General features: G+C 45.4%; 25 protein-coding genes and 1 other annotated feature. Of the genes, 18 read left to right on the top strand and 7 right to left on the bottom strand.

The features are described 5' to 3' along the window. The first annotated feature begins 2 nt into the window (after positions 1 to 2). The 4 genes from NQ095_RS17595 to NQ095_RS17580 all read left to right on the top strand — a co-directional run bounded on the left by NQ095_RS17595 (position 3) and on the right by NQ095_RS17580 (position 4657). Entirely contained in the window at positions 3 to 779 is a 777-nt protein-coding gene (locus NQ095_RS17595) for a 3-hydroxybutyrate dehydrogenase (RefSeq protein ID WP_258264741.1), read from the top strand. 159 nt (positions 780 to 938) lie between these two features. Continuing rightward, positions 939 to 1161, top strand: a binding site (T-box leader). Positions 1162 to 1230: 69 nt separating this feature from the next. Next, complete coding sequence (gene leuS / locus NQ095_RS17590; RefSeq protein WP_258264740.1) at positions 1231 to 3645, top strand: leucine--tRNA ligase; 2415 nt, start codon at positions 1231 to 1233, stop codon at positions 3643 to 3645. A 172-nt stretch (positions 3646 to 3817) separates the two neighbouring features. Beyond that, positions 3818 to 4132, top strand: coding sequence for a rhodanese-like domain-containing protein (locus tag NQ095_RS17585; protein ID WP_258264739.1), 315 nt, complete (start codon positions 3818 to 3820; stop codon positions 4130 to 4132). A 342-nt stretch (positions 4133 to 4474) separates the two neighbouring features. Continuing rightward, on the top strand, positions 4475 to 4657 hold the full coding sequence (locus NQ095_RS17580; RefSeq protein WP_258264738.1) for a sporulation protein Cse60: 183 nt from the start codon (positions 4475 to 4477) through the stop codon (positions 4655 to 4657). Between the two features lie 50 nt (positions 4658 to 4707). Here NQ095_RS17580 and NQ095_RS17575 read toward each other — a convergent pair whose 3' ends face one another. Beyond that, positions 4708 to 5970, bottom strand: a complete 1263-nt coding sequence (locus NQ095_RS17575; RefSeq protein WP_258264786.1) for a BaiN/RdsA family NAD(P)/FAD-dependent oxidoreductase — start codon at positions 5968 to 5970, stop codon at positions 4708 to 4710. A gap of 197 nt (positions 5971 to 6167) precedes the next feature. Between NQ095_RS17575 and NQ095_RS17570 the strand changes: the two genes are divergently transcribed. Together NQ095_RS17570 and NQ095_RS17565 are read left to right on the top strand one after the other, a co-directional pair. Continuing rightward, positions 6168 to 7787 (top strand): putative polysaccharide biosynthesis protein, encoded by a 1620-nt coding sequence (locus NQ095_RS17570; protein WP_258264737.1) that lies wholly within the window; start codon positions 6168 to 6170, stop codon positions 7785 to 7787. Between the two features lie 782 nt (positions 7788 to 8569). After that, positions 8570 to 9289, top strand: a complete 720-nt coding sequence (locus tag NQ095_RS17565; protein ID WP_258264736.1) for a pseudouridine synthase — start codon at positions 8570 to 8572, stop codon at positions 9287 to 9289. Between the two features lie 113 nt (positions 9290 to 9402). Here NQ095_RS17565 and NQ095_RS17560 read toward each other — a convergent pair whose 3' ends face one another. Then, the gene (locus tag NQ095_RS17560; RefSeq protein ID WP_034765604.1) at positions 9403 to 9624 is read right to left on the bottom strand and encodes a DeoR family transcriptional regulator; all 222 of its coding nucleotides are present in this window, start codon (positions 9622 to 9624) and stop codon (positions 9403 to 9405) included. A 393-nt stretch (positions 9625 to 10017) separates the two neighbouring features. Here NQ095_RS17560 and pepV point away from each other — a divergent pair, with 393 nt between their 5' ends. Genes pepV through NQ095_RS17545 form a run of 3 tightly spaced genes read left to right on the top strand, consistent with a single transcriptional unit; the run spans position 10018 to position 12589 of the window. Further along, positions 10018 to 11424, top strand: coding sequence for a dipeptidase PepV (pepV, locus tag NQ095_RS17555; RefSeq protein WP_258264735.1), 1407 nt, complete (start codon positions 10018 to 10020; stop codon positions 11422 to 11424). A gap of 22 nt (positions 11425 to 11446) precedes the next feature. Further along, complete coding sequence (gene dat, locus NQ095_RS17550) at positions 11447 to 12295, top strand: D-amino-acid transaminase (RefSeq protein WP_258264734.1); 849 nt, start codon at positions 11447 to 11449, stop codon at positions 12293 to 12295. 18 nt (positions 12296 to 12313) lie between these two features. Beyond that, a complete protein-coding gene (locus tag NQ095_RS17545; protein WP_258264733.1) occupies positions 12314 to 12589 on the top strand; it encodes a hypothetical protein in 276 nt (91 codons plus the stop codon). Between the two features lie 49 nt (positions 12590 to 12638). On the opposite strand, the gene cysK is transcribed toward NQ095_RS17545, so the two are convergent. Beyond that, the gene (cysK, locus tag NQ095_RS17540; RefSeq protein ID WP_258264732.1) at positions 12639 to 13568 is read right to left on the bottom strand and encodes a cysteine synthase A; all 930 of its coding nucleotides are present in this window, start codon (positions 13566 to 13568) and stop codon (positions 12639 to 12641) included. Positions 13569 to 13960: 392 nt separating this feature from the next. Between cysK and thpR the strand changes: the two genes are divergently transcribed. The 4 genes from thpR to NQ095_RS17520 all read left to right on the top strand — a co-directional run bounded on the left by thpR (position 13961) and on the right by NQ095_RS17520 (position 18815). Further along, positions 13961 to 14512, top strand: a complete 552-nt coding sequence (gene thpR / locus NQ095_RS17535) for an RNA 2',3'-cyclic phosphodiesterase (RefSeq protein WP_258264731.1) — start codon at positions 13961 to 13963, stop codon at positions 14510 to 14512. A 22-nt stretch (positions 14513 to 14534) separates the two neighbouring features. Further along, complete coding sequence (locus tag NQ095_RS17530) at positions 14535 to 15479, top strand: nuclease-related domain-containing protein (RefSeq protein ID WP_258264730.1); 945 nt, start codon at positions 14535 to 14537, stop codon at positions 15477 to 15479. A 231-nt stretch (positions 15480 to 15710) separates the two neighbouring features. Next, positions 15711 to 17849: a type I pullulanase gene (gene pulA / locus NQ095_RS17525; RefSeq protein WP_258264729.1), complete on the top strand. Its 2139-nt coding sequence runs from the start codon at positions 15711 to 15713 to the stop codon at positions 17847 to 17849. 192 nt (positions 17850 to 18041) lie between these two features. Beyond that, positions 18042 to 18815: a phosphotransferase family protein gene (locus NQ095_RS17520; RefSeq protein WP_034765627.1), complete on the top strand. Its 774-nt coding sequence runs from the start codon at positions 18042 to 18044 to the stop codon at positions 18813 to 18815. Position 18816: 1 nt separating this feature from the next. On the opposite strand, the gene NQ095_RS17515 is transcribed toward NQ095_RS17520, so the two are convergent. Beyond that, positions 18817 to 19095, bottom strand: coding sequence for a YtzH-like family protein (locus NQ095_RS17515; protein ID WP_034765629.1), 279 nt, complete (start codon positions 19093 to 19095; stop codon positions 18817 to 18819). A 234-nt stretch (positions 19096 to 19329) separates the two neighbouring features. On the opposite strand from NQ095_RS17515, the gene trmB reads away from it, so the two are divergent. Continuing rightward, complete coding sequence (trmB, locus tag NQ095_RS17510) at positions 19330 to 19974, top strand: tRNA (guanosine(46)-N7)-methyltransferase TrmB (RefSeq protein ID WP_258264728.1); 645 nt, start codon at positions 19330 to 19332, stop codon at positions 19972 to 19974. A gap of 483 nt (positions 19975 to 20457) precedes the next feature. Beyond that, on the top strand, positions 20458 to 21300 hold the full coding sequence (locus NQ095_RS17505; RefSeq protein WP_258264727.1) for a YtnP family quorum-quenching lactonase: 843 nt from the start codon (positions 20458 to 20460) through the stop codon (positions 21298 to 21300). A 42-nt stretch (positions 21301 to 21342) separates the two neighbouring features. Here the strand turns inward: NQ095_RS17505 and NQ095_RS17500 are convergent, their stop codons facing one another. Continuing rightward, a complete protein-coding gene (locus tag NQ095_RS17500) occupies positions 21343 to 21657 on the bottom strand; it encodes a PepSY domain-containing protein (RefSeq protein ID WP_258264726.1) in 315 nt (104 codons plus the stop codon). Between the two features lie 230 nt (positions 21658 to 21887). Between NQ095_RS17500 and NQ095_RS17495 the strand changes: the two genes are divergently transcribed. The 3 genes from NQ095_RS17495 to NQ095_RS17485 all read left to right on the top strand — a co-directional run bounded on the left by NQ095_RS17495 (position 21888) and on the right by NQ095_RS17485 (position 24066). Beyond that, a complete protein-coding gene (locus NQ095_RS17495; protein WP_258264725.1) occupies positions 21888 to 22961 on the top strand; it encodes a M42 family metallopeptidase in 1074 nt (357 codons plus the stop codon). Between the two features lie 105 nt (positions 22962 to 23066). Further along, complete coding sequence (locus tag NQ095_RS17490) at positions 23067 to 23591, top strand: DUF84 family protein (protein ID WP_309137661.1); 525 nt, start codon at positions 23067 to 23069, stop codon at positions 23589 to 23591. 139 nt (positions 23592 to 23730) lie between these two features. After that, the gene (locus NQ095_RS17485; RefSeq protein ID WP_258264724.1) at positions 23731 to 24066 is read left to right on the top strand and encodes a hypothetical protein; all 336 of its coding nucleotides are present in this window, start codon (positions 23731 to 23733) and stop codon (positions 24064 to 24066) included. Between the two features lie 23 nt (positions 24067 to 24089). Here the strand turns inward: NQ095_RS17485 and NQ095_RS17480 are convergent, their stop codons facing one another. Both NQ095_RS17480 and NQ095_RS17475 read right to left on the bottom strand, forming a co-directional pair. Next, a complete protein-coding gene (locus tag NQ095_RS17480; protein ID WP_258264723.1) occupies positions 24090 to 25583 on the bottom strand; it encodes a peptide MFS transporter in 1494 nt (497 codons plus the stop codon). Positions 25584 to 25798: 215 nt separating this feature from the next. After that, a complete protein-coding gene (locus NQ095_RS17475) occupies positions 25799 to 26245 on the bottom strand; it encodes a YtoQ family protein (protein ID WP_258264784.1) in 447 nt (148 codons plus the stop codon). Positions 26246 to 26289: the final 44 nt, after the last annotated feature.

The following is a 26289-nucleotide window of genomic DNA, read 5'->3' as shown; positions in this document are numbered from 1 at the left end:
AAATGGTAGAAAATAAAGTGGTATTCATAACTGGGGCAGCCCAGGGCATCGGCTACCAAATCGGCAGGGAATTTGCCGCCGGAGGGGCGAAAGTCGTCCTCACGGATCTGAAGGAAGAAGCTGTACAGGAAGCTTCAGAATCCCTTACAGCAGAAGGATATGTGGTTCTGGGATTGGGCTGTGACGTAACATCGGAATCAGAACTAAAAGAAGCGATCGGGCAAGCGGTGGATCATTTCGGGAAGCTCGATGTCCTGATCAACAATGCAGGGCTTCAGCATGTATCACATATCGAAGAGTTCCCGACTGAAAAGTTCGAGCTGCTGTTAAAAGTCATGCTGACGGCCCCGTTTGTGGCGATCAAGCATTCCCTTCCCCACATGAAGGCGCAGGGATCGGGGAGAATCATCAACATGGCGTCCATTAATGGATTGGTCGGATTCTCCGGCAAGGCAGCCTATAATTCTGCGAAACACGGAGTCATCGGTTTGACGAAAGTCGCTGCACTGGAAACAGCGGATCATGGGATCACCGTGAATGCTGTTTGTCCCGGCTACGTGGATACGCCTTTGGTCCGGAATCAACTGGCAGATCTCGCGAAGACGCGCAGCGTCCCTTTTGAGAGAGTGATTGAGGAAGTCATCTATCCTTTAGTGCCCCAGAAACGATTACTGGACGTTAAAGAAATTGCCGACTATACGATGTTCCTGTGCAGTGATGCAGCAAAAGGGATCACCGGGCAGGCAGTTGTTTTGGATGGCGGGTATACAGTTCAATAAACTGGATGAATAGAAACGGCCTTTAGGGGGCCGTTTCTTTTTCGAATTTTAGCCTATACTTTCAAACAAATGACTAAAATCTCACTTGCAAACCAACAATAGGCTTGCGCTTCTGTATATTTTTCACTAAAATAGTGTATACATATAGTGTTTACTTATATCGAAACGTTGATCAGGAGTAGTAATGACTGTTTTCTGTCGTAGAGAGTTGACGGGTGGTGAAAGTCAACCAGAAGCATCATGAACTCGCCTGCTGAGTTGCAAGTGTGAAGTAACAGTAAGACTTGCCGTTTTCCGCGTTAAGGATGAATGAAGCTGAGTGCGCGTACACTAATGTGGGTGGTACCGCGGGAGAATGTACATACAGACTCTCGTCCCAAATATTTATTTGGGATGAGGGTTTTTTTGTTTTTTAAAGAAAAGCACATGACAATTAAAGGAGGATCTCAATATGAGTTTTAATCATAAAAGTGTTGAGACGAAATGGCAGCAGTATTGGGAAAAGAATAAAACGTTCAAGGCAACGGAAGACGAAGGGAAATCCAATTTCTATGCACTGGATATGTTCCCGTATCCATCAGGTGCAGGCCTTCACGTCGGTCATCCGGAAGGGTTTACGGCGACAGACATCCTTTCCCGCATGAAGCGTATGCAGGGGTACAATGTCCTTCATCCGATGGGCTGGGATGCATTCGGTTTACCGGCAGAGCAATATGCCCTTGATACAGGGAATGATCCGGCAGAATTCACTCAAAAAAATATCGATACGTTCCGTCGTCAAATCAAGTCCCTTGGTTTCTCGTATGATTGGGACCGCGAAGTCAATACGACTGATCCGGGCTACTATAAGTGGACACAATGGATCTTCACGAAGCTTTATGAAAAAGGACTCGCTTATGTGGATGAGGTTGCCGTGAACTGGTGTCCGGCCCTTGGAACCGTCCTTGCCAATGAAGAAGTCATCGATGGGAAGAGTGAACGCGGAGGGCATCCAGTAGAACGCCGTCCGATGAAGCAGTGGATGCTGAAGATCACGGCTTATGCAGACCGTCTGGTTGAAGACCTTGAGGAGGTCGACTGGCCGGAAAGCATCAAGGATATGCAGCGTAACTGGATCGGACGCTCTGAAGGAGCAGAAGTGAATTTTACCATCGATGGTCATGAAGAATCGTTCGATGTGTTCACGACCCGTCCTGATACGATCTTCGGTGCGACCTATGCGGTTCTTGCCCCAGAGCACCCGTTTGTTGCGAAAATCACGACGGACGAACAACGTTCCAAAGTGAATGAGTATATCGACAAAATCAAATCAAAGAGTGACCTTGAACGTACCGATCTTGCAAAAGAAAAAACCGGTGTATTCACAGGTGCTTATGCCATTAACCCGGCAAACGGCGAGAAAATGCCGATCTGGATCGCCGATTACGTTCTGATGAGCTATGGCTCAGGCGCGATTATGGCCGTCCCTGCCCATGATGAAAGGGATTATGAATTTGCGAAAGAATTCGATCTTTCCATCGTGGAAGTGGTCGCTGGAGGTAACGTTGAGAAAGAAGCGTACACAGGTGACGGAGATCACGTGAATTCCGGTTTCCTTGACGGACTGGGTAAGGAAGAAGCGATCGCTAAAGCCATTTCCTGGTTGGAAGAGAAAAATATCGGAACGAAGAAAATTACGTATCGCCTTCGCGACTGGCTATTCAGCCGCCAGCGTTATTGGGGTGAGCCGATTCCAGTCATTCACTGGGAAGACGGTACGACAACGACTGTCCCTGAGAGTGAGCTGCCGCTTGTTCTTCCGAAGACGACGGAAATCAAACCGTCCGGTACAGGTGAATCCCCGCTTGCAAATATCAGTGAATGGGTGAACGTCGAAGATCCTGAAACAGGTAAAAAAGGCCGCCGTGAAACAAACACGATGCCGCAGTGGGCGGGAAGCTGCTGGTACTACATCCGCTATATCGATCCACATAACGAAGATGCACTTGCCGATGCGAAGAAAATGCAGGAGTGGCTTCCGGTCGATACGTATATCGGAGGAGCCGAGCATGCGGTCCTCCACTTGCTATATGCACGTTTCTGGCATAAGTTCCTATATGATATCGGCGTAGTTCCAACGAAAGAGCCTTTCCAAAAGCTGTTCAACCAAGGAATGATCCTGGGGGAAAACAATGAAAAAATGAGTAAATCGAAAGGGAACGTCGTGAATCCCGATGAGGTTGTGGAATCTCACGGTGCCGATACCCTTCGCCTTTACGAAATGTTCATGGGACCACTGGAAGCGTCCATTGCCTGGAGCACAAACGGTTTAGATGGAGCCCGTCGCTTCCTTGACCGTGTATGGCGCCTGCTTGTGGAAGACGATGGCACGCTTTCCTCTAAAGTGAAGGACGCAAAGAACAGCGACCTGGACAAAACGTATAACCAGACCGTTAAGAAAGTCACAGAGGACTACGAAGGTCTTCGTTTCAACACAGGGATTTCCCAGCTGATGGTGTTCATCAATGATGCCTATAAAGCAGATACGCTTCCGAAGAACTATGTAGAAGGATTCATCAAGCTTCTGTCACCGATTGCTCCTCATATGACAGAGGAACTTTGGAGCAAGCTTGGTCATGAAGGAACGATTTCCTACGAAGCATGGCCGACATTCGATGAATCGAAGCTAGTCGACAACGAAGTCGAAATCGTCCTTCAAGTGAACGGAAAAGTGAAAGCCAAAGTCATGATCCCACGCGATATGACCAAAGATGACCTGGAAAAAACAGCCATGGAAAACGATGAAATCAAAACACAAATCGATGGCAAAACCATCCGCAAAATCATCGCCGTACCAGGCAAACTAGTCAACATCGTAGCCAACTGATAATCGTGAGGGACGGACCTCGAAATGGGCCTGTTTTGAAGCGGAAATCGCTTTAAATCAGCATTTCGTTGAGGTCCGTCCCTCTATTTGGATCTGATGTTTTTGTTCTGGGGACGTGCTTTGGTATAATCTTGGTGAATGGTTAAATGAATTTTGAAAGGATGTTTTGAATATGGATAGTATTAAGACGATTACAACAGATGAGTTAGAGAAGAAGTTGAAGAACGGTGAGGATCTACTACTAGTGGATGTTCGAGAGGATGAAGAAGTGGAAGAAGGTATGATTCCAGGAGCGAAGCATATCAAGATGGGAGAAATCCCTGAGTCACTTGATCAATTCGATAAAGATAAGGAGTATATCTTTATCTGCCGTTCCGGAAATCGCAGCGGAAATGTAGCCCACTATATGCAGGATCAGGGGTATAAAGTGGTGAACATGGAAGGCGGCATGATGAACTGGGCAGGAGAGACTGCAGCGAAGGAATAGGAGATTTAAGGGGGAAGCACATTCTTTTTTAAAAAAGGGGTGTGCTTTTTTCGTGTGTTTAATAGAAAACAGGTAGAAAGTGACTACACTAGAGAGCTGGATTTGGAATGGAAAAGGATTTATCAGCGAAATCGGAAATATATCAGCGCAAAATTCATTTTATCGGCGAAATCAAAAATATATCGGCGAAATCTCAAATAATCAGCGAACTCCAATAAACACCACACATACCGCCACAACCACACGCATCACTCCATCCAATTTAAAAAACCCCTACCTCAATTGTTTAAAAATGAAATATTCTGACAATACTAATACCAAAACAATCCGGGAGGGGATTCCATGATCCAGGTGAGAGTATTCGATTATGAACATGAAAAAGATTTAGAGAAAGATATGAACCATTTTCTCAGTAAAATGGATGATAAAAAGATTGTCGATATTAAATATCATGTGGCTGCGATGTCAGAGGAAGTGGAGGACCAGATCTATTGCTTCTCGGCCATGGTCGTGTACAGAAAATAAAAAGGTTGATCCACTGCAAATGCAGATGAGATCAACCTTTCTTTTTTTACTCACACCTTTGCGGCATTAAGCCCCGCAAGCCGGCCGGTAACCAGGGCAGAGGTGATATTGTAGCCACCAGTGTATCCGTGGATATCAAGCACTTCCCCGCAGAAGAAGAGGCCGTCCATCTTTTTCGAAGCCATCGTTTTCGGTTCGATTTCTTTGATGGAAACCCCTCCGCCGGTTACAAAGGCTTTATCAATGGATAGTGTGCCGTTCACATTGAAGGTGAATTGTTTTAAGAGCTTTGCAAAATGACGGATCTTCTCTGAGGAGATGTGATCCCCTTTTTCGTCATGATCGATTTCTGCCAGGTCCAGTAAAAATAGAAGGTACCGTTCAGGGACAAGGCCTTTGAAGATATTTTTCGCCGCTTTCTTTCCTTCGTCCTTCACCTGTTTATGCAGGGATTGGAATAGCTGCTCTTCATTTTGATCGGGCATGGAGTCGATCTGCATGGCAACATGTGTCAGGTTCCATTTCTTCATTGCCTTTACGACGTATTGGCTGCAGCGGAGAACAGCCGGACCGGAAATGCCGAGATGAGTGAAGATCATGTCCATTTTATGCGTCACGATTTTCTTACCCTTAGGATTTAATACACTTAAATCGACGCTTCGCAAAGAAAGGCCTTGAAGCTCTTTCTTTTTCACGAATGGTTCGTCCGACGTAAGGGGAACCTCAGTCGGGAACAGGTCCGTGATTGTATGCCCGGCTTTTGTTGCCCATGGATACCCGTCACCTGTTGATCCGGTGTGAGGGACGGACTTGCCGCCGACGGCAATGACGACAGCGTTTGAGACGATGGTTTCCCCGTCTTTTAAGAGGATGCCCACCGTCTTGCCACCCTCGTACAGAACCTCTTCCACACTAGTACTTGTCCGGGTGTCGACATTCAATTCCTTCATGCGTGTCAGTAAGGCTTCGACTACATCCATCGCCCTGTTCGATACAGGGAACATCCGCCCATGATCTTCTTCTTTCAACCTGATTCCCAGGTTTTCAAAGAAGGAAATGATATCTTCATTATTAAACTCCGAAAATGCGCTGTATAGAAAACGCCCGTTCCCGGGGATATGCTTGATGATTTCCTCTACAGGAAGCCTGTTGGTCACATTGCAGCGGCCGCCTCCTGAAATCGCAAGCTTTCTTCCAAGCTTTGTTCCTTTATCTACAAGGAGGACTTTCGCGCCGTTTTCCCCGGCTGCGATACTGGCCATCAAGCCCGATGGTCCCCCGCCTATGATGATGACATCGTATTTCTTTACCATTTTTTCCACCAACTTTTAATATTCGCTTTAGAAAAGAAGTTTCACCTTATTTTAAATGGGATGTGTTTTAAATACAACATTCGAAAAAAATTGTCATTCGATTCGTACAGTAGTAAACTACTGATAGTGTGTAAATTTCTAAGTTTATATTTATTTTGTTTGTTTAACGGGCAACAAGATATATAGAGAGGGATACTATGTCATCTAAATTAATAAGAGGAACGTTTATCTTAACGTTGGGGACCTTTATTTCGAAGTTTTTGGGTCTTTTTTATGTTATACCGTTTGATGATTTGTTAAAAGGTCATGAAGAAGGGGCATCCCTTTATCAATATGGATATGTACCTTATACGATCTTTCTGACAGTAGCGACAGCAGGAGTGCCACTGGCCGTTTCAAAATTCGTTTCAAAATATAATGCCATCGGGGAATATGCCGTAGGGAGGAAATTATTCAAATCCGGTCTCTTGCTCATGACTTTGACTGGGATCGTTTCCTTCCTCATCATGTATGCGTTCGCACCGATTTTCGCAGAAATGACAATTAAAAGCGATGAGCAGGTCATTTCGGTCGCTCAGGTAACCACCGTCATCCGGGCCGTGAGCTTTGCCTTGATCATCATTCCGTTCATGAGTCTGATCCGGGGATTCTTCCAGGGGCATCAATCCATGGGGCCGACGGCGGTTTCCCAGGTGATTGAACAAATCGTCCGGATCGTCTTCCTCCTTGGCGGGATTTATGTCGTATTGAACATTCTGGAAGGGACCGTGACAACGGCCATTTCCGTTGCGACATTCGCAGCTTTCGTAGGGGGGCTTGCAAGTCTCGGTGCATTGATCTGGTATTGGTTCAAGCGGAAACCTCATTTGGATGAACTCCTTGAAGAGGACCGGGGGAATGAAGAGATTTCGTTAAAAGCGATGTACAAAGAGATCATTGCCTATTCGATTCCCTTCATTTTTGTGGGTCTCGCCAATCCATTGTTTCAACTGGTGGATCAAATCACGTTTAATACCGCCATGGCTGATATCGGGAACGCGAAAGTCTCGGATCACGCTTTTGCTGTATTGAACTTCTACACGCATAAGCTCGTGATCATTCCAGTGTCACTGGCGACAGCTTTCTCCATGACGCTGATTCCGCTCATTACAACGTCTTATACGAGTGGTGACCGAAAGACGATGCGCAGGAACATTGATCAGACCTTTCAGATTCTGTTGTTTCTGACCGTACCGGCAGCTTTGGGACTGGCCCTTCTAGCCGAGCCGATGTATACACTGTTCTATCACAGTGACGCTCTTGGCACATCGATTTTACGTTCTTATGCACCTGTAGCGATCCTTTTTGCATTATTTGCAGTCACTGCAGCGATTCTTCAAGGAATCGATGAGCAGAAGTTCACGATTTTCAGTCTACTTGTCGGCTTGCTTCTGAAGCTTGTTCTGAATATCCCGCTCATTCGCCTGTTTGAAACACAGGGTGCTGTGCTTGCGACAACGATCGGGTATGCAGTGGCAATCCTGATCAATTTATATGTGATCAAAAAGTATGCGCGATATCAGTTCAGGCTTATTTTGAGAAGGACCATGTTCATTGGCGCATTGAATGCCGCCATGGCCGGGGTCGTATTGGTTCTGTATGGTATCCTGGTTAAATTCCTTAGTCCGGAGACAGGATTCCAATCGATCCTCCTTGTTGCCATTTGCGGTGGAGTGGGAGCACTCGTTTACTTCTACCTGAGCTTAAGAAGCAAACTCGCTGATCGGTTATTCGGTGACAAGATTACAAAAATCCGCAGTAAACTGCGCATTGGGTAAAAGAAAAAGGGATGATACATGCCGATCATCCCTTTTTTATTTGGGTGTTTTCGCAGACTCTGTTGCTTTTAAAAGGAAAGCGCTGGTTGATTTCCGCTCCAGGTGCTCGCTTTCCGCGGGGCGTGAGTTGAGCCTCCTCGGGCGTTGCCCTGTGGGGTCTCAAGATCCAGCTACGGTGGCTAGCCCCTCGAGGTCATAAGCTAAATGGTCCAAGAAGGCAAAAGAACGCCTTCTTAGCCCACTCATCTTATGCTGGTCGGGGCAGAGCAAGCCACCTCCGCTTTTCAGGCTTTCCCGCAATTCCCGCAGGAGTCGAGCACCTGCAGCGAGAATCAACTGCTTGGCCTGTATCCTTAAGAAATTTAGCAAGCAACCTTCATTAAAGTAAAGTTGAGAGTAATTTCATATTAAGAAAGAAGAATATTGTTTTTTATTATGTTTTTATTTGAGACCTTATAGCTCTGTCACGAAATCTCTTAAATATGGTGAAGGGTGCGCAGACTCCTGCGGAAAAACGGGCGTGCTGAGACCCCGGAAGCGAAGCTGAGGAGGCTCGGCCGTTCGTCCGCGGAAAGCGGAGTAGTTCCCCTCACCATCAGCACATACCGATTGACAGAGCCCAGGCAGACAAAATGTTCAAAACCAACAACCTTTACGAAAACAGCCTTTTATTTTTATCAAAGTTGCTTACCTTCAGCAGCCTGTGTAAAGAATAATAGAAGGAAGGGCAACATGCCCGCTGGAGACCGGAAAAAGGAATAACAAAACGGAGAGTGATAGAGATGAGAATAGATAAAATGCTTGCGAATATGGGCTACGGCAGCCGGAAGGAAGTAAAGAAACTATTAAAGGATGGCGGTCTTCAAGTGAATGGGGACGTCGTCAAGGATGGAAAGGTTCATATTGATACAGATAAGGATACCGTCATGCTGCACGGTGAACAGGTCGAGTATAAAGAATTCATCTATCTGCTGATGAATAAGCCGCCTGGAGTCATTTCCGCCACTGAAGATGGACAGGAGGAAACGGTGATTGATTTACTTCAGCTGGAAGATCAAATCTTCAATCCGTTTCCAGTGGGAAGGCTGGATAAGGATACGGAAGGCTTCCTCCTGATCACCAACGATGGTCAATTGTCCCATCAGCTTCTTTCACCGAAGCGCCATGTGCCGAAGACATATTTCGCCGTGATCGACGGAGAAGTGACGGAAGCGGATATTGAAGCGTTCAAGAATGGTGTTACATTGGATGATGGATATGAAACGAAGCCGGGGGATTTAACGATCTTAAAGTCGGGTCTGACTTCGGATATCGAATTGACGATTACGGAAGGGAAATTCCATCAGGTGAAAAGGATGTTTGAAAGTGTCGGGAAGCGCGTGGTTTATCTGAAGCGTTTGACCATGGGACCTCTTGAGCTTGATGAAGACTTGGAGCTTGGTGAGTATCGGGAACTGACGGAAGAGGAAGTAACGCTTCTTAAAGAATATAAACCCCAATAAAAAAACGGGGCAGCACCCTTGGCTAAAGGTGCTGTCCCGTTTTTTTGTTATTTTAGTAATTTTTAGTCCGTTATTAGTTCTTGTAAGTTCAGTCTGTAGACGTCAATGTTTGTTTATGACGTCAACTTCACTTTTTTCTCTGTAGTTGTCCACTGGCCGCGGCTAGGGCTTTGGACGAGGTCGTTATAGGCTAACACGTTGAGATCTCTTTGTATGGTTCGAGGAGTAATGCCAAATTCGTCTACAAGATCTTGAGTTGTTACAGTACCCTTCTGTTTGATGTACATGTATACAGCTTTGATTCTAGTGAGCATACGATTGGTTGAAGGTTTCAAAAAACCACTCCCTCATCATTTTTCGAAAGGCAAAGACTACATGCGTCATGTGTGCACCTCACGTGCTACCATATGTACTATGCGCTTTAGACAACCCCTTTTCTACAAATAGAGTTTACTCATATGATGTCAGACAATTACATTGTACTCCTAATCCGACAAAATTTCTAGAATATTGTCCAAATTTACAAACAATTTACCTAGTAACTTCTTGGGTCTATTCCTAGAATATGAAGAAAATGCTAAAAATATGTATTTTGTTTAGTTTAATTTCAGATAGGAGACAGGGAGGTTGATTTCCATCGGCAACGAGTGGCCCTCCCCGTTTGGATTTCCCCGCTAAACAGTATAAAATGGGAGGGGAAGACAATACATATAAAGCAGGTGGAGTGTATGAGTATCAATTGGACGAATGAAGTCGAGAAACGGAAAGATGATTTGCTTAAGGACTTGCAGAAATTCCTTCAAATTAAAAGTGTGCTTGATGAAGAGGATGCGACTGAAGATGCACCACTCGGAAAAGGTGTAAAGGAAGCTCTTTCCTATCTGTTGACGCTTGGGGAGAAGGATGGTTTCACTCCTAAAAACGTCGATCATCTTGCCGGGCATTTAGAATTCGGTGAAGGGGAGGACCTTCTCGGCATCCTCTGCCATGTGGATGTGGTTCCTGAAGGGGACGGATGGAGCGTGGACCCTTATGGCGGTGAGATCAAGGATGGGAAGATCTTTGCCCGTGGAGCGATCGATGACAAGGGACCTACCATGGCCGCTTATTATGCCATGAAAATCGTCAAGGATCTGGATCCGACCTTCAATAAGAGGATCCGCATGATCATCGGAACGGATGAAGAAAGTGATTGGAGATGCGTGGAGCATTATTTCAAAAACGAGGAAATGCCGACGATGGGATTTGCACCTGATGCCGATTTCCCGATCATCCATGCTGAAAAAGGGATCGCGGATTATGATCTGGTTCAGGTGAAGCCCGAGGAGATTACTGATTCAGGGATCAAGGTCCTTTCATTCGAGTCCGGCCGCCGGTATAACATGGTACCTGATTTTGCAAAGGCGATCCTGGTTGTCGATGAAGATCATACGAAATGGATACAGAATTTTGAAATCTTCACAAAAGATGAAGGCGTCAAAGGAAGCTATTATATTGAAAATGGAGAGCTCGTGTTCCAGGTGGAAGGCGTATCCTCACACGGGATGGAGCCTGACAATGGAAAGAATGCAGGGCTTTATTTAGCCGCTTTCTTATCAAAGCTGCCACTCTCCTCTCAAGGGAAACAGTTCTTTGAATTCACGGCGAAGCATTTCTTCAAGGACTCAAGAGGGATCCAGCTCGGTGTCAGCTACACGGACGACATTACGGGGGATCTGACCATCAATATAGGGAAGCTCCGCTATTCGGAAGCTGAAGGCGGACGATTAGGATTGAACATGCGTTATCCGGTGACGTTTGATATGGATAAAGGAAAGACCATCATCGAGAACGTCGAGGGGTATTCCATCGAGAATTTCACCGATAGTAAACCTCATCATGTGTCCAAGGATGATGAACTCGTACAGACCCTGAAAAAAGTATATGAAGATCAAACAGGCGAAAGAGGCGAGTTATTAAGTATCGGCGGGGGAACATATGCGAGAAGTCTGGAAGCAGGTGTTGCCTTCGGGGCATTATTCCCGGGCCGTGAAGATATTGCCCATCAGAAGGATGAATATATGTATATAGAGGATCTTCTTAAAGCGACGGCCATTTATGCCCAGGCGATTTATGAATTAGCGTGTGAATCATAAGAGAGAAGGGGGAGAGGATAGGATGAACACAGTATTTGTAAACGGTGAACTGATCGACCGCGACAAGGCGAAGGTCGATATCGAGGACCGCGGTTATCAATTCGGGGACGGCATCTATGAAGTGATCCGAGTGTACAGCGGAAACACATTCACCATGAAAGAGCATATGGGAAGACTGTATCAAAGCGCTGAAAAAATGAAGCTTTCCATCCCGTATCAAGAAGCGGATTTCACATCAAAGCTCCTTCATTTGATTAACCTCAATGGGGTCAGGGACGGAATCGTATATGTACAAGTGACACGTGGTGTATCAGCACGTCAGCATCATTTTCCTCAAGAAGATGTAGTGGGGAGTGTCGTCGCGTATACAAAGGATTTCCCTGTTCCGGCTCGCCAGATGCAACAAGGGGTAACAGCCAAGCTCGTGGAAGATATCAGATGGCTGCGCTGTGACATAAAGAGCCTTAATCTCCTTGGTAACCTTCTTGCAAAACAGGAGGCGGCGTCAGAAGGGCACTTTGAAGCGATTCTGCATCGCGGCGACACGGTAACCGAAGGCTCCTCTTCCAATGCCTTTATGGTGAAAAACGGGGTCATTTATACGCATCCCGTTACAAACCTGATCCTGAATGGAATCACAAGACGAGTCATTGAAGAACTATGCAGAAAAAATGGGATCTCTTTTCAGGAAGAGACGTTTTCCGTTTCTGAATTGATGACAGCGGATGAAGTATTCATTGCCAGTACCACTTCAGAAGTGATGCCTGTAGTCGAAATCGATGGACAGGACATCGGAGAAGGAACACCAGGTACTGTCACGAAAAGGCTTCAGGATCTGTTCAATGAAAGAAAAGGATTGGGATCCCGTTAAACGAGTTGGAGGCAATACATGTTGATTTGTTCACAACCATTTATGAAGACCGAACGAAGAATAGAAGACAACCAGCAATTCACGATCGAGACGGAGGAGCATCTTTATTTGTACAGTGACCGGATCGTCACTCCTACGAAAAGCTTCACCATTAAGGATGTGATGGATGTGACAAGTAAGCCCTTGTCCGCTTACTATACGTTTTTGTATCTTCACACCATCGAAGGGGTCTGGACGTTCGTCGTCAAATCTTCTCCAGAACAATTCATCTCACATTATCATACTGTTAAATGAACATACGAAAGAGGCTGGCACATCGATGTGCCAGCCTCTTGTCGTTTTATTAAAATCTGAATAAGTCACTTGATAGATAGCGTTCTCCCGTATCGCAGGCGATGCAAACGACGACATCTTCAGGCGATAATTTTTTCGCCACTTCGATCGCAGCGTAACATGCGGCTCCTGAGGATGGTCCGACTAAGATTCCTTCTTCGCTTGCCATTCTGCGGGTGATATCATATGCCTGTTCGTCTTCGATTTTATGAATTTCATCGTACACATCCGTATTCAGGATTTGGGGAACGAAGCCTGGACTTGTACCGACCAATTTATGCTTGCCGGGTTTCCCTCCTGATAGGACGGGAGATCCCGCCGGCTCCACTACATGGACAGCGAGCTCGGGATAGTGCTCTTTTAACACTTCACCTGTTCCGGTGATCGTTCCCCCTGTCCCCGCCGTAGCAACGAATGCTGATAGGGGCTTGCCTATTTCCTTCATGGCTTCGACGATTTCAAGGGCCGTTGTTTTCCGGTGAGCGTTCGGATTCGCATCGTTTTCAAACTGCATGGGCATGAAACTGTCAGGGATTTTCTTTGTCAATTCTTTCGCTTTTTCGATGGCACCGGGCATTTTCTCGTCCCCCGGTGTCAATACCACTTCAGCTCCATAGGCTTTCAAGAGGTTGATGCGCTCTTGAGTCATCGTATCCGGCATGACAAGGATTGCACGATAGCCCCGTGCCGCAGCGTTCATGGCAAGGCCGATCCCCGTGTTTCCACTGGTAGGCTCGATGATGGTCGAACCTTCCTTCAAGAAGCCTTCTTTTTCCGCTTCCACGATCATTTGATAGGCTGCTCTGTCCTTGACGCTTTTACTCGGATTGTAAAATTCTAATTTCACATATACATCTGCACCGTCAGCAGGGTTTAACCGATTTAATTTTACAAGGGGGGTGTCCCCGATCAATTCTGCGATATTTTGTACAACTTTCATGTTCATCTTCCTTTCAGAAAACTTTCTTCTTCTATCGTACTAATTCAGACAAATCTTATCAAATAAATTAGCTTTGTATTTCATTTCTGTTGCATTTCCTTCTAGTCATTCTCTCTCATGACACATTTTGCTAAAATGAAAGTAATAATAGAGAACTGATTTTTATTTTCGCCTTTTTTGGAGCATGTGGTGATTGATTTCCACTCCAGGTGCTCGCTTTCCGCGGGGCTGGCGGTGAGCCTCCTCGGGCTAGGCCCTGCGGGGTCTCACCTGTCCAGCGTTTCCCGCAGGAGTCGATCACTTTCCGCTCCAATCAACTTTCTAAGAATAAATTTATTACTTACTATAACTAAATTCGTACGTCATACACGCTAACTGAAAGGACGAGTGCTATGTTAAAATCCCACTATTTCTTTGCCCTTTCCCTGTCAGAGGGAACGAAAGAGTATATTAACGCATGCATGGAGCCGATGAGACTTGATGGCTCGTTCAAGAAGTGGGTCCACCCGGAGGATTATCACCTGACCCTGGCCTTTTTAGGGAGTGCGGATGAACTCGGGCCGGTCATGGATAATGTGGGGAGGTTGGCGCATCCTTCTTTTCCATTGACCTTGAGCGGGTTTGGTACGTTTGGGAAGAGTGAGTCCCCGAGGATCCTGTGGATGGGGGTCGAGCCTTCCGGGATGCTGCACCGTCTCAGGGACCTTGTGTATGGTGCATGTGAAGATGCCGGCTTTCAATTGGATCAGAGGCCATTTTCACCTCATATTACAGTGGGGCGGAAATGGAATGGGGAATATTCATTTTCCCAAGAGTGGCTGAATGAATTCCAGCCTGCTGAACGTCATATGTTTACTGCAACAGAAGTGGTGTTATATCACACCCACCCGGACCGGCTGCCTAAGTATGAAGCCGTCCATACCATACCTTTACAGGCAAATTGACCGACACGAAAGGACGATTATTATGGCTCAGCTGATTAAACTTCAAGATTACGTTTCACGATACGAAACGGATTTATATAGATATCCTTCCCAATTTGTCCGATTAAAAAAGCAGCAATGGGAAAAAATGAAACAACATTGGGAGAGTGGAGATCTGCCAAATCCATCACCACCCGTACAGGAATGGGCTGACGAGGAGAAGAACTCCATGAAAGACAAGCTCTTTTCCCTTTTTAAGAAGAAAGAGGATGAAGAAGAAGAAATGATTCCAGAGCCGAGTGATGAAGACCTCCATTTGGAGATGGACACGGGTCAGGATATCCACTCGGAAGAGGAATTGAAGGCGTCCTATTTGAACCTTGTATTTGATTTTCAGCTGAGATGGGCGAGTTCCACGATTACGGAGAAATCCTATGTGGATAACAGCTATCATTATGACGAACGATTACGGTATCTTCTTCAACGCTTCCCGGATAATATTTTTGTCTTGTACAATCCCGTCCTGAAAATTAAAAATGCACCCGTCGAACTGGAAACGGTCCTGATCACCCCGACAGGCATATGGTGTTTAACCTTTCTCGAGTTTGAAGAGGGTACCGCCTATATCGGTTCAGGAGAGCGATTCTGGGTGAAAAAATGGGGGAATGGGGAAGAAAAGGTGTTAAATCCTCTTATCGGATTGAAAAGGATGGAGAGAATCGTCCATCAGATCATGCGTTATGGAGGGGTGGAACTTCCCATTCACCAAGCCGTAATAAGCAGGAATGGTTACATAGATTATCCCCAATCCCCAGTCGGGATACAGTTTTTGGACAAACGGACCCACCATGAATGGTTCCAGCAGCAGCGTTCAAACTCTTCCCCGATTAAGAGTGTCCAGCTGAAAGCGGCACAGGCCATTATGGAGTATTGTCAAACGACATCCTTTAAGAGGCTGCAGTGGGAAGAAACGGCGTCAGAAGAGTAGCCGGCGGTTTTGAGAAGACTCGTATAGGGTATATTCTTTCAAATAGCGGATGATTGACTACTTCATATGAAACAAACATATACCTTACTAAAGGATCAAAGATAGAGATGCCGTGAACGGCGGAGCAAATAGGAATGTAGTGAATAATATAAGGTAGCGGTCATTCTAACGAATACGGTTCTTCAAGATGGCAGAGAGTCGGAAAATGTTAAACAAAAGTGGGTGGCAGAAGTGTTAGTCATTAGCAGGCATTATGACGCGTTTTTAGATACATTCAATGTAATTACCATGATCCTTCCCTACGATTATCATGAGGGGAATTCGAATCACTTCACCCTGATGAAGGATGATGAAAAGATCGCTCTTCATATCGAAGAGAAGATCCCCCTGAACGATGCCATGAAATATGTGACGACCATTCAAAGTGAAAAGATCATCTTAGGCGACACATATGAAATCGTCGACGAACATGGTACAAAAACAGACCTTCAGATCGGGGCGGTCATACGGACCGAAGAATTTGATCAAAGGTACTATTACAATGGAAACGACCTCGGTGTGACATATCAGGATGGATCCACCGTATTCAAGGTATGGGCCCCGACTGCGACAGAGGTTCGGTTAAAACTCAAATCACCCGATGATGAAGAAATCCAATACCCGTATACGAGATTGGAAAACGGTGTATGGGAGTGCCGGGTGGATACCGATATAGAAGGCTATTTGTATTCGATCCTCCCGTGCATCAATCTCGTTTGGGATGAGCTGATCGACCCTTATGCGAAAGCGGTCTCATTGAATAGTGAGTGGGGCTGTGTCATCAATCCCCGGGAAAAGGTTACTCCCCTCGCTCCATTGGCCTCTCCGACGGATGCCGTGATTTACGAATTGAATATCAGGGATTTCTCTGCCCAAAAAGAGAGCGGGATGAAGTTTCGGGGGAAGTACAGCGCATTTACGGAAAAAGGAACGAAGACACCGAAAGGATTCTCAAGCGGGATCGAGTACTTGAAGGAACTAGGCGTCACACATGTGGAGCTGCTTCCTGTAAACGACTTTGACGGGGTGACGGATAACCCTTCAGACAACACCTATAATTGGGGGTACAATCCCTTATTTTTCAATGCACCTGAAGGAAGTTACAGCTTAAAGCCTGAAGATCCATATGAACGGATCAGGGAGTTAAAAGCCGTGATCCAAAGCCTTCACGATGAGAATATCAGGGTCATTCAGGACGTGGTCTACAACCACGTGTTCATTCGTGAAGATTCACCTTTTGAAAAACTCGTGCCGGGCTATTTTTTCCGGCATGATGAAAATGGCTTACCGTCAAACGGTACGGGGGTAGGGAATGACTTCGCTTCAGAACGTCTCATGGCAAGAAAGTTCATTGTCGATTCGATTCTTTATTGGATGAAAGAATACGGGGTCGACGGTTTCCGTTTTGATTTGATGGGGATCCTGGATGTCAAGACGATGACCGTGATTCGTGAAGAAGTGGATAAAGTGTTGCCTGGAGCGATTTTAATAGGAGAAGGCTGGGATCTGAATACACCACTCCCTCCCCACCAAAAAGCCAATCTTCGGAATGCCCATCATCTTCAGGGAATCGGACAATTCAATGATTGGTTCAGGGACACCATTAAAGGAAGTACCTTTAATTTGTATGACAAAGGCTTTGCCCTTGGTCACGGACACCTCGAACAAAAGGTGGAGCTGGTCCTCACCGGCAGCATCGGGATGAAGAGCGGGGAACGGGGCCTCTTCAAAGAACCCTCTCAATCCGTCAACTATGTTGAGTCCCATGATAATCATACGCTGTGGGACAAAATGAAGGCATGCATGAATGAAGAAGAAGAAACTCTTAAAGCCAGGCACAAATTAGCGACCACGATGGTGCTCTTGTCTCAAGGGATCCCGTTTCTCCATGCAGGGCAGGAATTCTTCAGAACGAAAAAGGGAATCGAGAACAGCTATAACTCACCCATAGAAATCAATCAGCTGGATTGGGTCAGAAGGGAAGAGTACGATGAAGTGGTCCGGTATGTGAAAGCATTGATCCAGATACGGAAAAGTCACGGGGCCTTCCGATTTCAACAGGGCGATTTGATCCGGGAGCATGTAAAAGTGTCTCACAGCAAGGCGAATCTCGTGGATGTCACCTATCAGAATGTCCACCCTTACGGTCCATGGGATGAGATCCTCATGGTCTTTCACTCTGATACAAAACCATGCGAGCATGTTCTGGCTGAAGGAAAACAATGGATCTGTTTATCGGATGGCAATCAGGCGAGCGTAAGCGGCCTGTACGATGTGAAGGAGACTTCCATCACCCTCCGGCCGGTGTCTTCCTATGTATTTGTAAGGTAACCATTCATTCCAGTGCTTGACGAAAACGCAAGATGACGATAAAATCGTAAACAGATGGCTATTGATTTGTATTGCCCAATAGCTGTCTTTTTTATTTTATAAGACTATTTTAATAAGAAACCAACATGATAAAAAAGACCCTATAAACGTGAACATATAAACATGACAAAGGACCAATAGAAGGTGAATATATTGGAACACTTATTTGACCAAGATTGGGAAATAGTCCCCGCAGGCGGTGCTACGGGAGAAGCGTTCTTTGCTCAGTATCAGGAGCAGAGGTTATTTTTGAAGCGTAATTCTTCCCCTTTTGTGGCTGTTTTATCAGCAGAAGGAATCGTGCCGAAGCTTGTCTGGACAAAACGAATGGAAAACGGGGACGTCATCACGGCACAACACTGGTTAAATGGGAGAGAGTTAAAGCCCGAAGAGATGAAGGATGAACGGGTGGCGAGGCTGTTGAACAAGATCCACTCCTCGAAGCCTCTTTCAACCATGCTTGAGCGGCTTGGTAAAGAACCGTTTCAACCGGAGCATATGCTGACGGAAGTGGAGACGGGACTCGAGTTCGATCTTCTTTCATTGCCTGTCATCAGAGAGGCGCTTTCGTTTCTTCAAAAGGAGCTTATGGAAGTCCAACAGGACGAATATGTGGTCTGTCACGGAGACGTCAACCATAACAACTGGCTGCTGTCGGATTACAACCAGTTGTATTTAATTGACTGGGACGGAGCGATGATCGCAGATCCTGCCTTTGATGTGGGCTTGCTGTTATACTGGTATATTCCTGAGGATCAGTGGGAAAGCTGGCTGACCCAGTATGGAGCCGAGCTGACGGATAACTTGAAGCTGCGCATGAAATGGTATGTTGTTGCCCAGACGATCCTATCCATCCAATGGCATAAAGGGAAAGCACGTTTCCACGAAATGAATCACTGGATTCAATATTTACACAAGGTGATATGAATCAGGAGTAGCTGTTCATATCCGTGACCCATTGGGACAGGTTTTGTTTATTCGTCGTAATATGGTTCGTTAAGTCAGAGGAGGAAATCCCGCTTTGACTGTACTGATAAATTTCCTGTAAAACGGGTTTGACGTTTTCATGAATATCGGCATTGACCATCAATGACTTGACCAACCGTTCAACCTGCTCACATTCTGAAACCGAACCGCAGCAATCCGTTGAATGATTGCTTAATATATCTGATAATAACTGCATTTGATTCTGTGAATTTAAAGGCATCGGGTACACCCTTTCATTTTTCGTATGGTTGAATGAAACACTTACATTCTAAAGGTCCCTTCAAATGACCAGACCCAAAAAGGAATTCACTACTAGTGTGTGAATTCCTTTTTCAATTATGCGCCCTTTTTTGAGGGACGGACCTCCACCCTGTGCTTCATTCCTTTTTTGGCTCTTGCATAGGACGGGGAGTCATGGTATGGTTTTTTCGATAATAAAAAATGAGGTGTCTACATGCGTTTACGTCATAAACCATGGGCTTCTGAGAAAATCAGTGATCATCCACAGTATGTTGTGGCAGAACCCAAGGAGAAAAAAGGTCAATGGAACAAAGAGTTTGAGAGCGATAACCCGATCCATATCGAGGTAGGGACAGGAAAAGGTCAATTCGTCACGGAAATGGCAAGGGCCAATCCGGACGTTAATTATATAGGAATCGAGTTATATGAAAGTGTCATCGTGACGGCTCTTGATCGCCTGATCGAAGCGGAACTTCCGAACGTTAAATTGTTGAATGTCGATGCGAAGAATCTGACGGAATATTTCGAAGCGGGGGAAGTGGGCAGAGTCTATTTGAACTTCTCTGACCCATGGCCGAAAAACCGCCATGAAAAACGCCGCCTGACGTACAAGGACTTCTTATCCATGTATGAACAAATTCTGATCAAAGGCGGGGAAATCCACTTTAAGACAGATAATCAAGGATTATTCGAGTACTCTTTAAAGAGTTTCTCATGGTACGGACTTCATCTGAATTTCTTAAGCCTCGACCTTCATAACAGTGAATTCGAAGGCAACATCATGACAGAATACGAAGAAAAATTCTCTGCCAAAGGGCAAAGAATCTACCGCGTCGAAGCACAATTTCAAAATCAATAAAAGTACGAAAACAGCACTGTGAATTCGCAGGGCTGTTTTTTATTGGTTTTTCTCGTATAGAATTTTGTATTTTTAACTGATTTGATTCGCCAATGCTCTGTCAATGAGAGAGTGCTGGGGGGTTAGGAGAGCTGCTCCGTTTCCGCGGACTTATGACCGATCCTCTTCAGGACAGTTCGCTTCCGGGGTCTCGGCACGCCCGTTTTCCGCAGGAGTCTACGCAATTCCCCTACCCCTGTAAACTTGCATTGTTTACAGAGCAATAATAAGCAATGAAAACTACTGCTAAATTCATAGGTGATATGTGAAAGCGATTATGACATTTGGTTATAGGTAAAAACGTATACTTGGAAATCAACCTCTACTCGCTTCGTCAAAAGCAACCAAGCTTACAAATATCCTTTATTGTTGCCAAGACCTACGCCTACAAGTTATCCGTGTATTCTGATAAAATGAAAAGGTATGAACAAAGGAGGAGTCAGGATGGAAACGTTGAAAGTTGGAGATGTAACGATACACTGGTTGAACGGCGGCGTGACTCACATGGATGGGGGAGCCATGTTTGGCGTGGTTCCGAAGCCACTCTGGTCAAAAAAATATGCCGTGAATGAAAACAACCAGATCGAATTGCGGACCGACCCCCTTTTCTTTCAGTGGGAAGGGAAGAATGTCTTGATCGAATCAGGGATCGGCAAAGGAAAACTGAATGATAAACAAAAGCGTAACTATGGTGTGCATGAAGAATCGGATATTGAAGCATCCCTTGCATCCCTTGGCCTTACGCCAGACGATATTGATGTAGTCTTGATGACGCATATGCACTTTGACCATGCATGCGGATTGACGAAGGTTGAGGGAGAGGAACTCGTTCCTGTTTTCCCGAATGCCTCCATCTACACCTCTCAGGTGGAATGGGATGAGATGAGGAATCCAAATGTGCGGTCCCGCAATACATATTGGAAGGAAAATTGGGAAAGCATTCAATCACAAGTGGAAACGTTCAAAGACGAAATGGAAGTCCTTCCAGGGATCAAGATGGTTCACACCGGCGGTCACAGTGACGGCCATTCGATCATCCTCATAGAGCAAGGCGGAGAGACATTCATTCATATGGCAGATATCATGCCGACTCATGCACATAAGAATCCTTTATGGGTACTCGCTTATGATGACTATCCGATGACGTCCATCGGGGCAAAAGAAAAATGGATAGGGAAAGCGATTGAAGGAGAGTACTGGTTCCTTTTCTATCATGATGCGGTATATAGGGGCATCAAGTGGAATAGAGACGGGGAAATCATTGATAAGGTAATGAGGGAAAAATAAGAAAAGGATGATCCCGGAGTATATCGGGATCATCCCATTTTTTTACACTAAAGGGTATACATCCACCACTGTACCGGTATACGCGTCGGCGACGAATTCATACTGCTCGAGTTCGCCGTCTTTACGTCTTGATATACCACCTTTATATACTTTGGTGCTGACGGAGTGCTTGTGATAGTCTTCAGGCTTCATCCCGATCCATGACCCATCGATGCTGCCCTCTTTTTTAAATGAAAGTTTGACGTCTTTTAATACTTTTTCAGCAGAAATAAGGCGTGAATCATCCAGCTTTTCTTTAAGCAGATATCCGCCCGCTGCTCCGATTCCAAGTCCAAATACGAAAGATTTCCAGTTCATTCTTTATTCCCTCCACAGGCTAATTTTACATGCCGGAAGCCCAGAACCGTCCATCCGGTCCCGAGAGCCTTGCCGGCATTGATCGATAATTTGTCATCCTTAGGTACATTCTATCAAAGAAAACAGAAAAAAGAGAACTGCTTTTATTCTCAATAGGTGGTAAGAGGTGCGAAAGTTCTGTAAAATAAGATTATACATACAGCAGATTTTATATAAAAGGGGCATAAGACATGAAACAAGAGACGTTAGATTTATTTAAGACATTGACTGAATTACAAGGAGCTCCAGGTAATGAGCATGCGGTTCGTGCATTTATGAAAGAACATTTATCCCAATACTCTGATGAAATCGTGCAAGATCGATTAGGCGGAGTATTCGGTGTAAGAAAAGGCGGCGTTCAGGACCCTGTTGTCATGGTTGCCGGACACATGGATGAAGTGGGCTTCATGGTTACATCGATCACGGACAATGGAATGATCCGTTTTCAACCCCTCGGCGGCTGGTGGAGCCAGGTACTGCTCGCACAGCGGGTCCAGATCATGACGGATAACGGACCGGTGACAGGTGTGATCGGAAGTATACCGCCTCACCTACTGGGGGAAGAGCAGCGCCGTAAACCGATGGACATCAAGAATATGCTCATTGATATCGGTGCGGATGATCGGGAAAATGCACGTGAAATCGGAATCAAGCCAGGTCAGCAGATTGTTCCGATCTGTCCGTTCACCCCGATGGCCAATGAGAAGAAGATTCTTGCCAAAGCCTGGGATAACCGCTATGGTTGCGGATTATCCATAGAATTATTAAAAGAGCTTCAGGGAATAACCCTCCCTAATACTCTATACTCCGGAGCCACGGTACAGGAGGAAGTTGGGCTTCGTGGTGCACAAACGGCAGCCAATATGATCAATCCGGATATTTTCTTTGCCCTGGATGCGAGTCCTGCAAATGATATGTCAGGGGATAAGAATGAATTTGGTCAACTTGGAAAAGGGGCACTGTTACGCATACTTGACCGTTCCATGGTGACGCACAGGGGAATAAGGGAGTTTGTTTTGGATACAGCAGAGTCAAATGACATTCCGTATCAGTATTTTGTCTCTCAAGGCGGCACAGACGCGGGGAGAGTTCATATGTCAAATGAAGGCGTCCCGAGTGCTGTAGTTGGAATCTGCTCGAGATATATCCATACGCATGCGTCCATGATCCACGTAGATGATTATGCGGCAGCCAAAGAGCTGATCGTCAAGTTAGTGAAAGAGTGTGACCGCTCGACCATCGAGACCATTAAATCCAATGGATGATCACCACTAGAAAAATAGGGAAGGGCTGTCTCACTCTTATACGAGTTGGGACAGCCTTTTTATAGAGAAAAAAGGGCAATTCTCAGGCCTTTTTAGAAATGAGGTATGAATTTGTTGAATATAGCAATCGGTACAACGAATCCTGCTAAGGTGAAAGCAATACAAAAGGCGTTTGGGGAACAATACAATGAGGTTCAGTTCCAGTGCCTGAAAACCGAATCCCGTGTAAGTGAGCAGCCAATGACCGATCAGGAGACGATCGAAGGGGCATTAAACCGCGCCAAAAATGTTCTCCAAAGCACAGAAAGTGACGTAGGGATCGGCCTTGAAGGTGGAGTATCTGAATCCCTGTATGGCATGTTTGTCTGTAATTGGGGGGCGCTCGTCGACCGGCAGGGGAACGAAATCATCGGCGGTGGTGCAAGGATCACCCTGCCAGCCGAAATCAGTCGTGAGCTAAAGAAAGGGAAAGAGCTTGGTCCCTTAATGGATGAGTATACCCAGCGCACGGGAATCAGGAAGAAGGAAGGGGCCGTAGGGATATTCACCAATGGACTCGTCACAAGAGAAACGATGTTCCTTCACGTCGTTCAGCTCCTGCTCGGGCAGTGGCAATACCGGACAAAATAATCTGGAGTATATATGCCTTCAAAGGTACTTGGCCCATACCAATTTCACCGGTCCTTCATAGGATGGAGTATATCAGACTTTCTTTTTTCTGATAAATTCTTTCTAAGGAGGTTAGAATTTATGGGATGCAACTATTGCAATGACCGAGTTGGCGGACGCCGGGATGATCATCGTGGTGATTGCCGGGACGACCGATTCTGTTGTGACTGGAATAAATTCCTTTTTGGCGACAGGAGAAGATGTAACCTGTTTGGGGCGAATGACGAACGCAGAAGATGCGGATGCGGAAGAGACAATGTCAGGGGAGCAGAAGACCGGAACAGAGGCTGCAGAGGAAGAAGAGGCGATGAAGACAACCATCGAAACTGCGGATGCAAAAAAAGACACAGAAACTGCTTCTGCAATCTATTCTGGTAAAAGGATCGAACTCCGTTTCAAACGGGGTTCTTTTTTTGGGGAGAAAAAAACCCTCTGAAATCATTCAGAGGGTTTGATGTATTATTTTACACCTTTCATCGCCCGTTGAATCATAGGGGAGATGAGGAATAGGATAATAGCCAGAACGATTGCCATTCCACCGATTGAACCAAAGTAAAGTGTTTCATTTTCAGGTGAATAGAAGCGGACAAGCTGTGCATTCAGAGCCTGTGCACCGGCAGAGGCAAGGAACCAGAGACTCATCGTTTGAGCTGAGAACGCTTCAGGAGCAAGCTTCGTTGTAGCTGAAAGACCGACCGGTGATAAGCATAGTTCACCAAGAACAACGATGAAGTAACTTAACACGAGCCATAATGGATTTACAAGAGAATCTTCTCCACCCATTTGTGCAGGTAACAGGATCACTAAGAAAGATAAACCGGCAAACAATAGACCGAATGAGAATTTCTTCGGAATGGATGGCTGACGGTCACCCAATTTCACCCACAACCATGCAAATACTGGAGCTAAAAGGATGATAAATAATGGGTTGAGTGACTGGAACCATGCAGGAGAGATGGAAATCCCCATGAAATCAAGCTGTGTACGCTTGTCTGCATAAGCGGCAAGGATAGTTGAACCTTGTTCCTGGATCGACCAGAACATAACTGCTGAAATAAATAATGGTATATAGGCAATGACTCTTGAACGTTCAGTTGCCGTTGTCTTTGGACTATAGTACATCACAATAAAGTAGATGGTTGGAACGGCGATACCGAAGATTCCGACGATATTGATGAATACGTCCAATGTAAATAAACCTGCAGGAATCGTGATACCTAAAATGATGGCAAGGGCGATTACGACCGCACCTACGATTAATCCGTATTTCTTCTTTTCGCGCGTGTTAAGCGGGTTTGGCACATATGTACCCGCAAGGCCAAGATTCTTTTTCTTCGTTAACATGAATACGACAAGACCTAAGAACATTCCGACTGCGGCAACTGAGAATCCCCAGTGGAACCCTTTCGCCTCCATAAGACTACCCACGATAAGTGGGGCGATGAAAGCACCTAAGTTGATACCCATGTAGAAAATACTGAATGCCGAATCACGGCGGGTATCATTTTCACTGTACATTTCACCTACAACAGTGGATACATTTGGTTTTAATAAACCTGTTCCGATTACGATCAATACCATTGAAACAAAGAACATGGATAAGTTCCCTGGAAATGATAAAGCAATGTGACCAAACATGATGAATATTCCACCGTAGAAAACGGCTTTTGACGTTCCGAATATCCTATCAGCCAACCAGCCCCCGATTACCCCTGACATATACACAAGTGAACCATAAATGGACATGATAGCTAAAGCGGTATTTTGGTCAAGGCCCAGTCCACCTTTTGAAACCTCATAGTACATGTAGAATACGAGGATGGCACGCATTCCATAGTAAGAAAAGCGCTCCCAAAATTCAGTGAAGAACAAAGTGAATAATCCCTTCGGTTGTCCAAAGAAACCTTTTTGAGGGACACTATCCACAATTTTCTGTTTATTCATTGATGACATGTTACTACCTCCCTTATTCCTTTACTATAATATTTTAATATTTTCTTAAAGTCAAAAAAAGTTTGCAAATGGTTAATTATAACATAAACTTTCTATAGATTGCTAATATTAAATTATTTTTAAATAGTAAAAATAATTAGGTCTTTGGGGTGTGTGACAATTCCTCATAAAAAAGCCTGCAGGATTTATCCTGCAGGCTTTTTGAAACATTTGGGTCATTCGGATTCAAAAACGTAAGAAAGGGTCTTTAGTGCCTGGTCGATTGATGATACGGTGACATTCGCCTTATTTGTAAGCTCTTTCAATGGATGATGAAGTTTTTCCGGACGAATGAGGATCAGGGGCTTTTGGAGGGTAATGGCCGTACTCGCGTCCATCGCCGTGTTCCATTGCTTATATTCTTCTCCGAATAAAGCAATCACCACATCGGATTTCTTAATGAGCAGTTCCGTTCGGAAGTTATTGATGGAAGAAGCAGCTTCATCCCGGAAAATCTTGTTCGGCTGTTCGCCGAGGATTTCTTCTCCGATCGAATCGGAACGGTCATGATTTTCCATGGGGCCGACGAACTGAAGGGGGAGCCTGAGGGCTTTCGCTTTCTCTTTTAATTCATTCCTCCAGGAGCTATGTATCTCTCCGGCTAAATACACGGTTAATTCCATACTGATCACCTTCCTGTTTTTAGTCATCTTATCATAAATACCCT

It is taken from the genome of Rossellomorea sp. SC111 (genome assembly GCF_024733565.1).
Classification (GTDB): Bacteria; Bacillota; Bacilli; order Bacillales; family Bacillaceae_B; genus Rossellomorea.
Note: the sequence above shows the minus strand (reverse complement) of the source record. Positions and strands in the feature narration are given on the sequence as shown.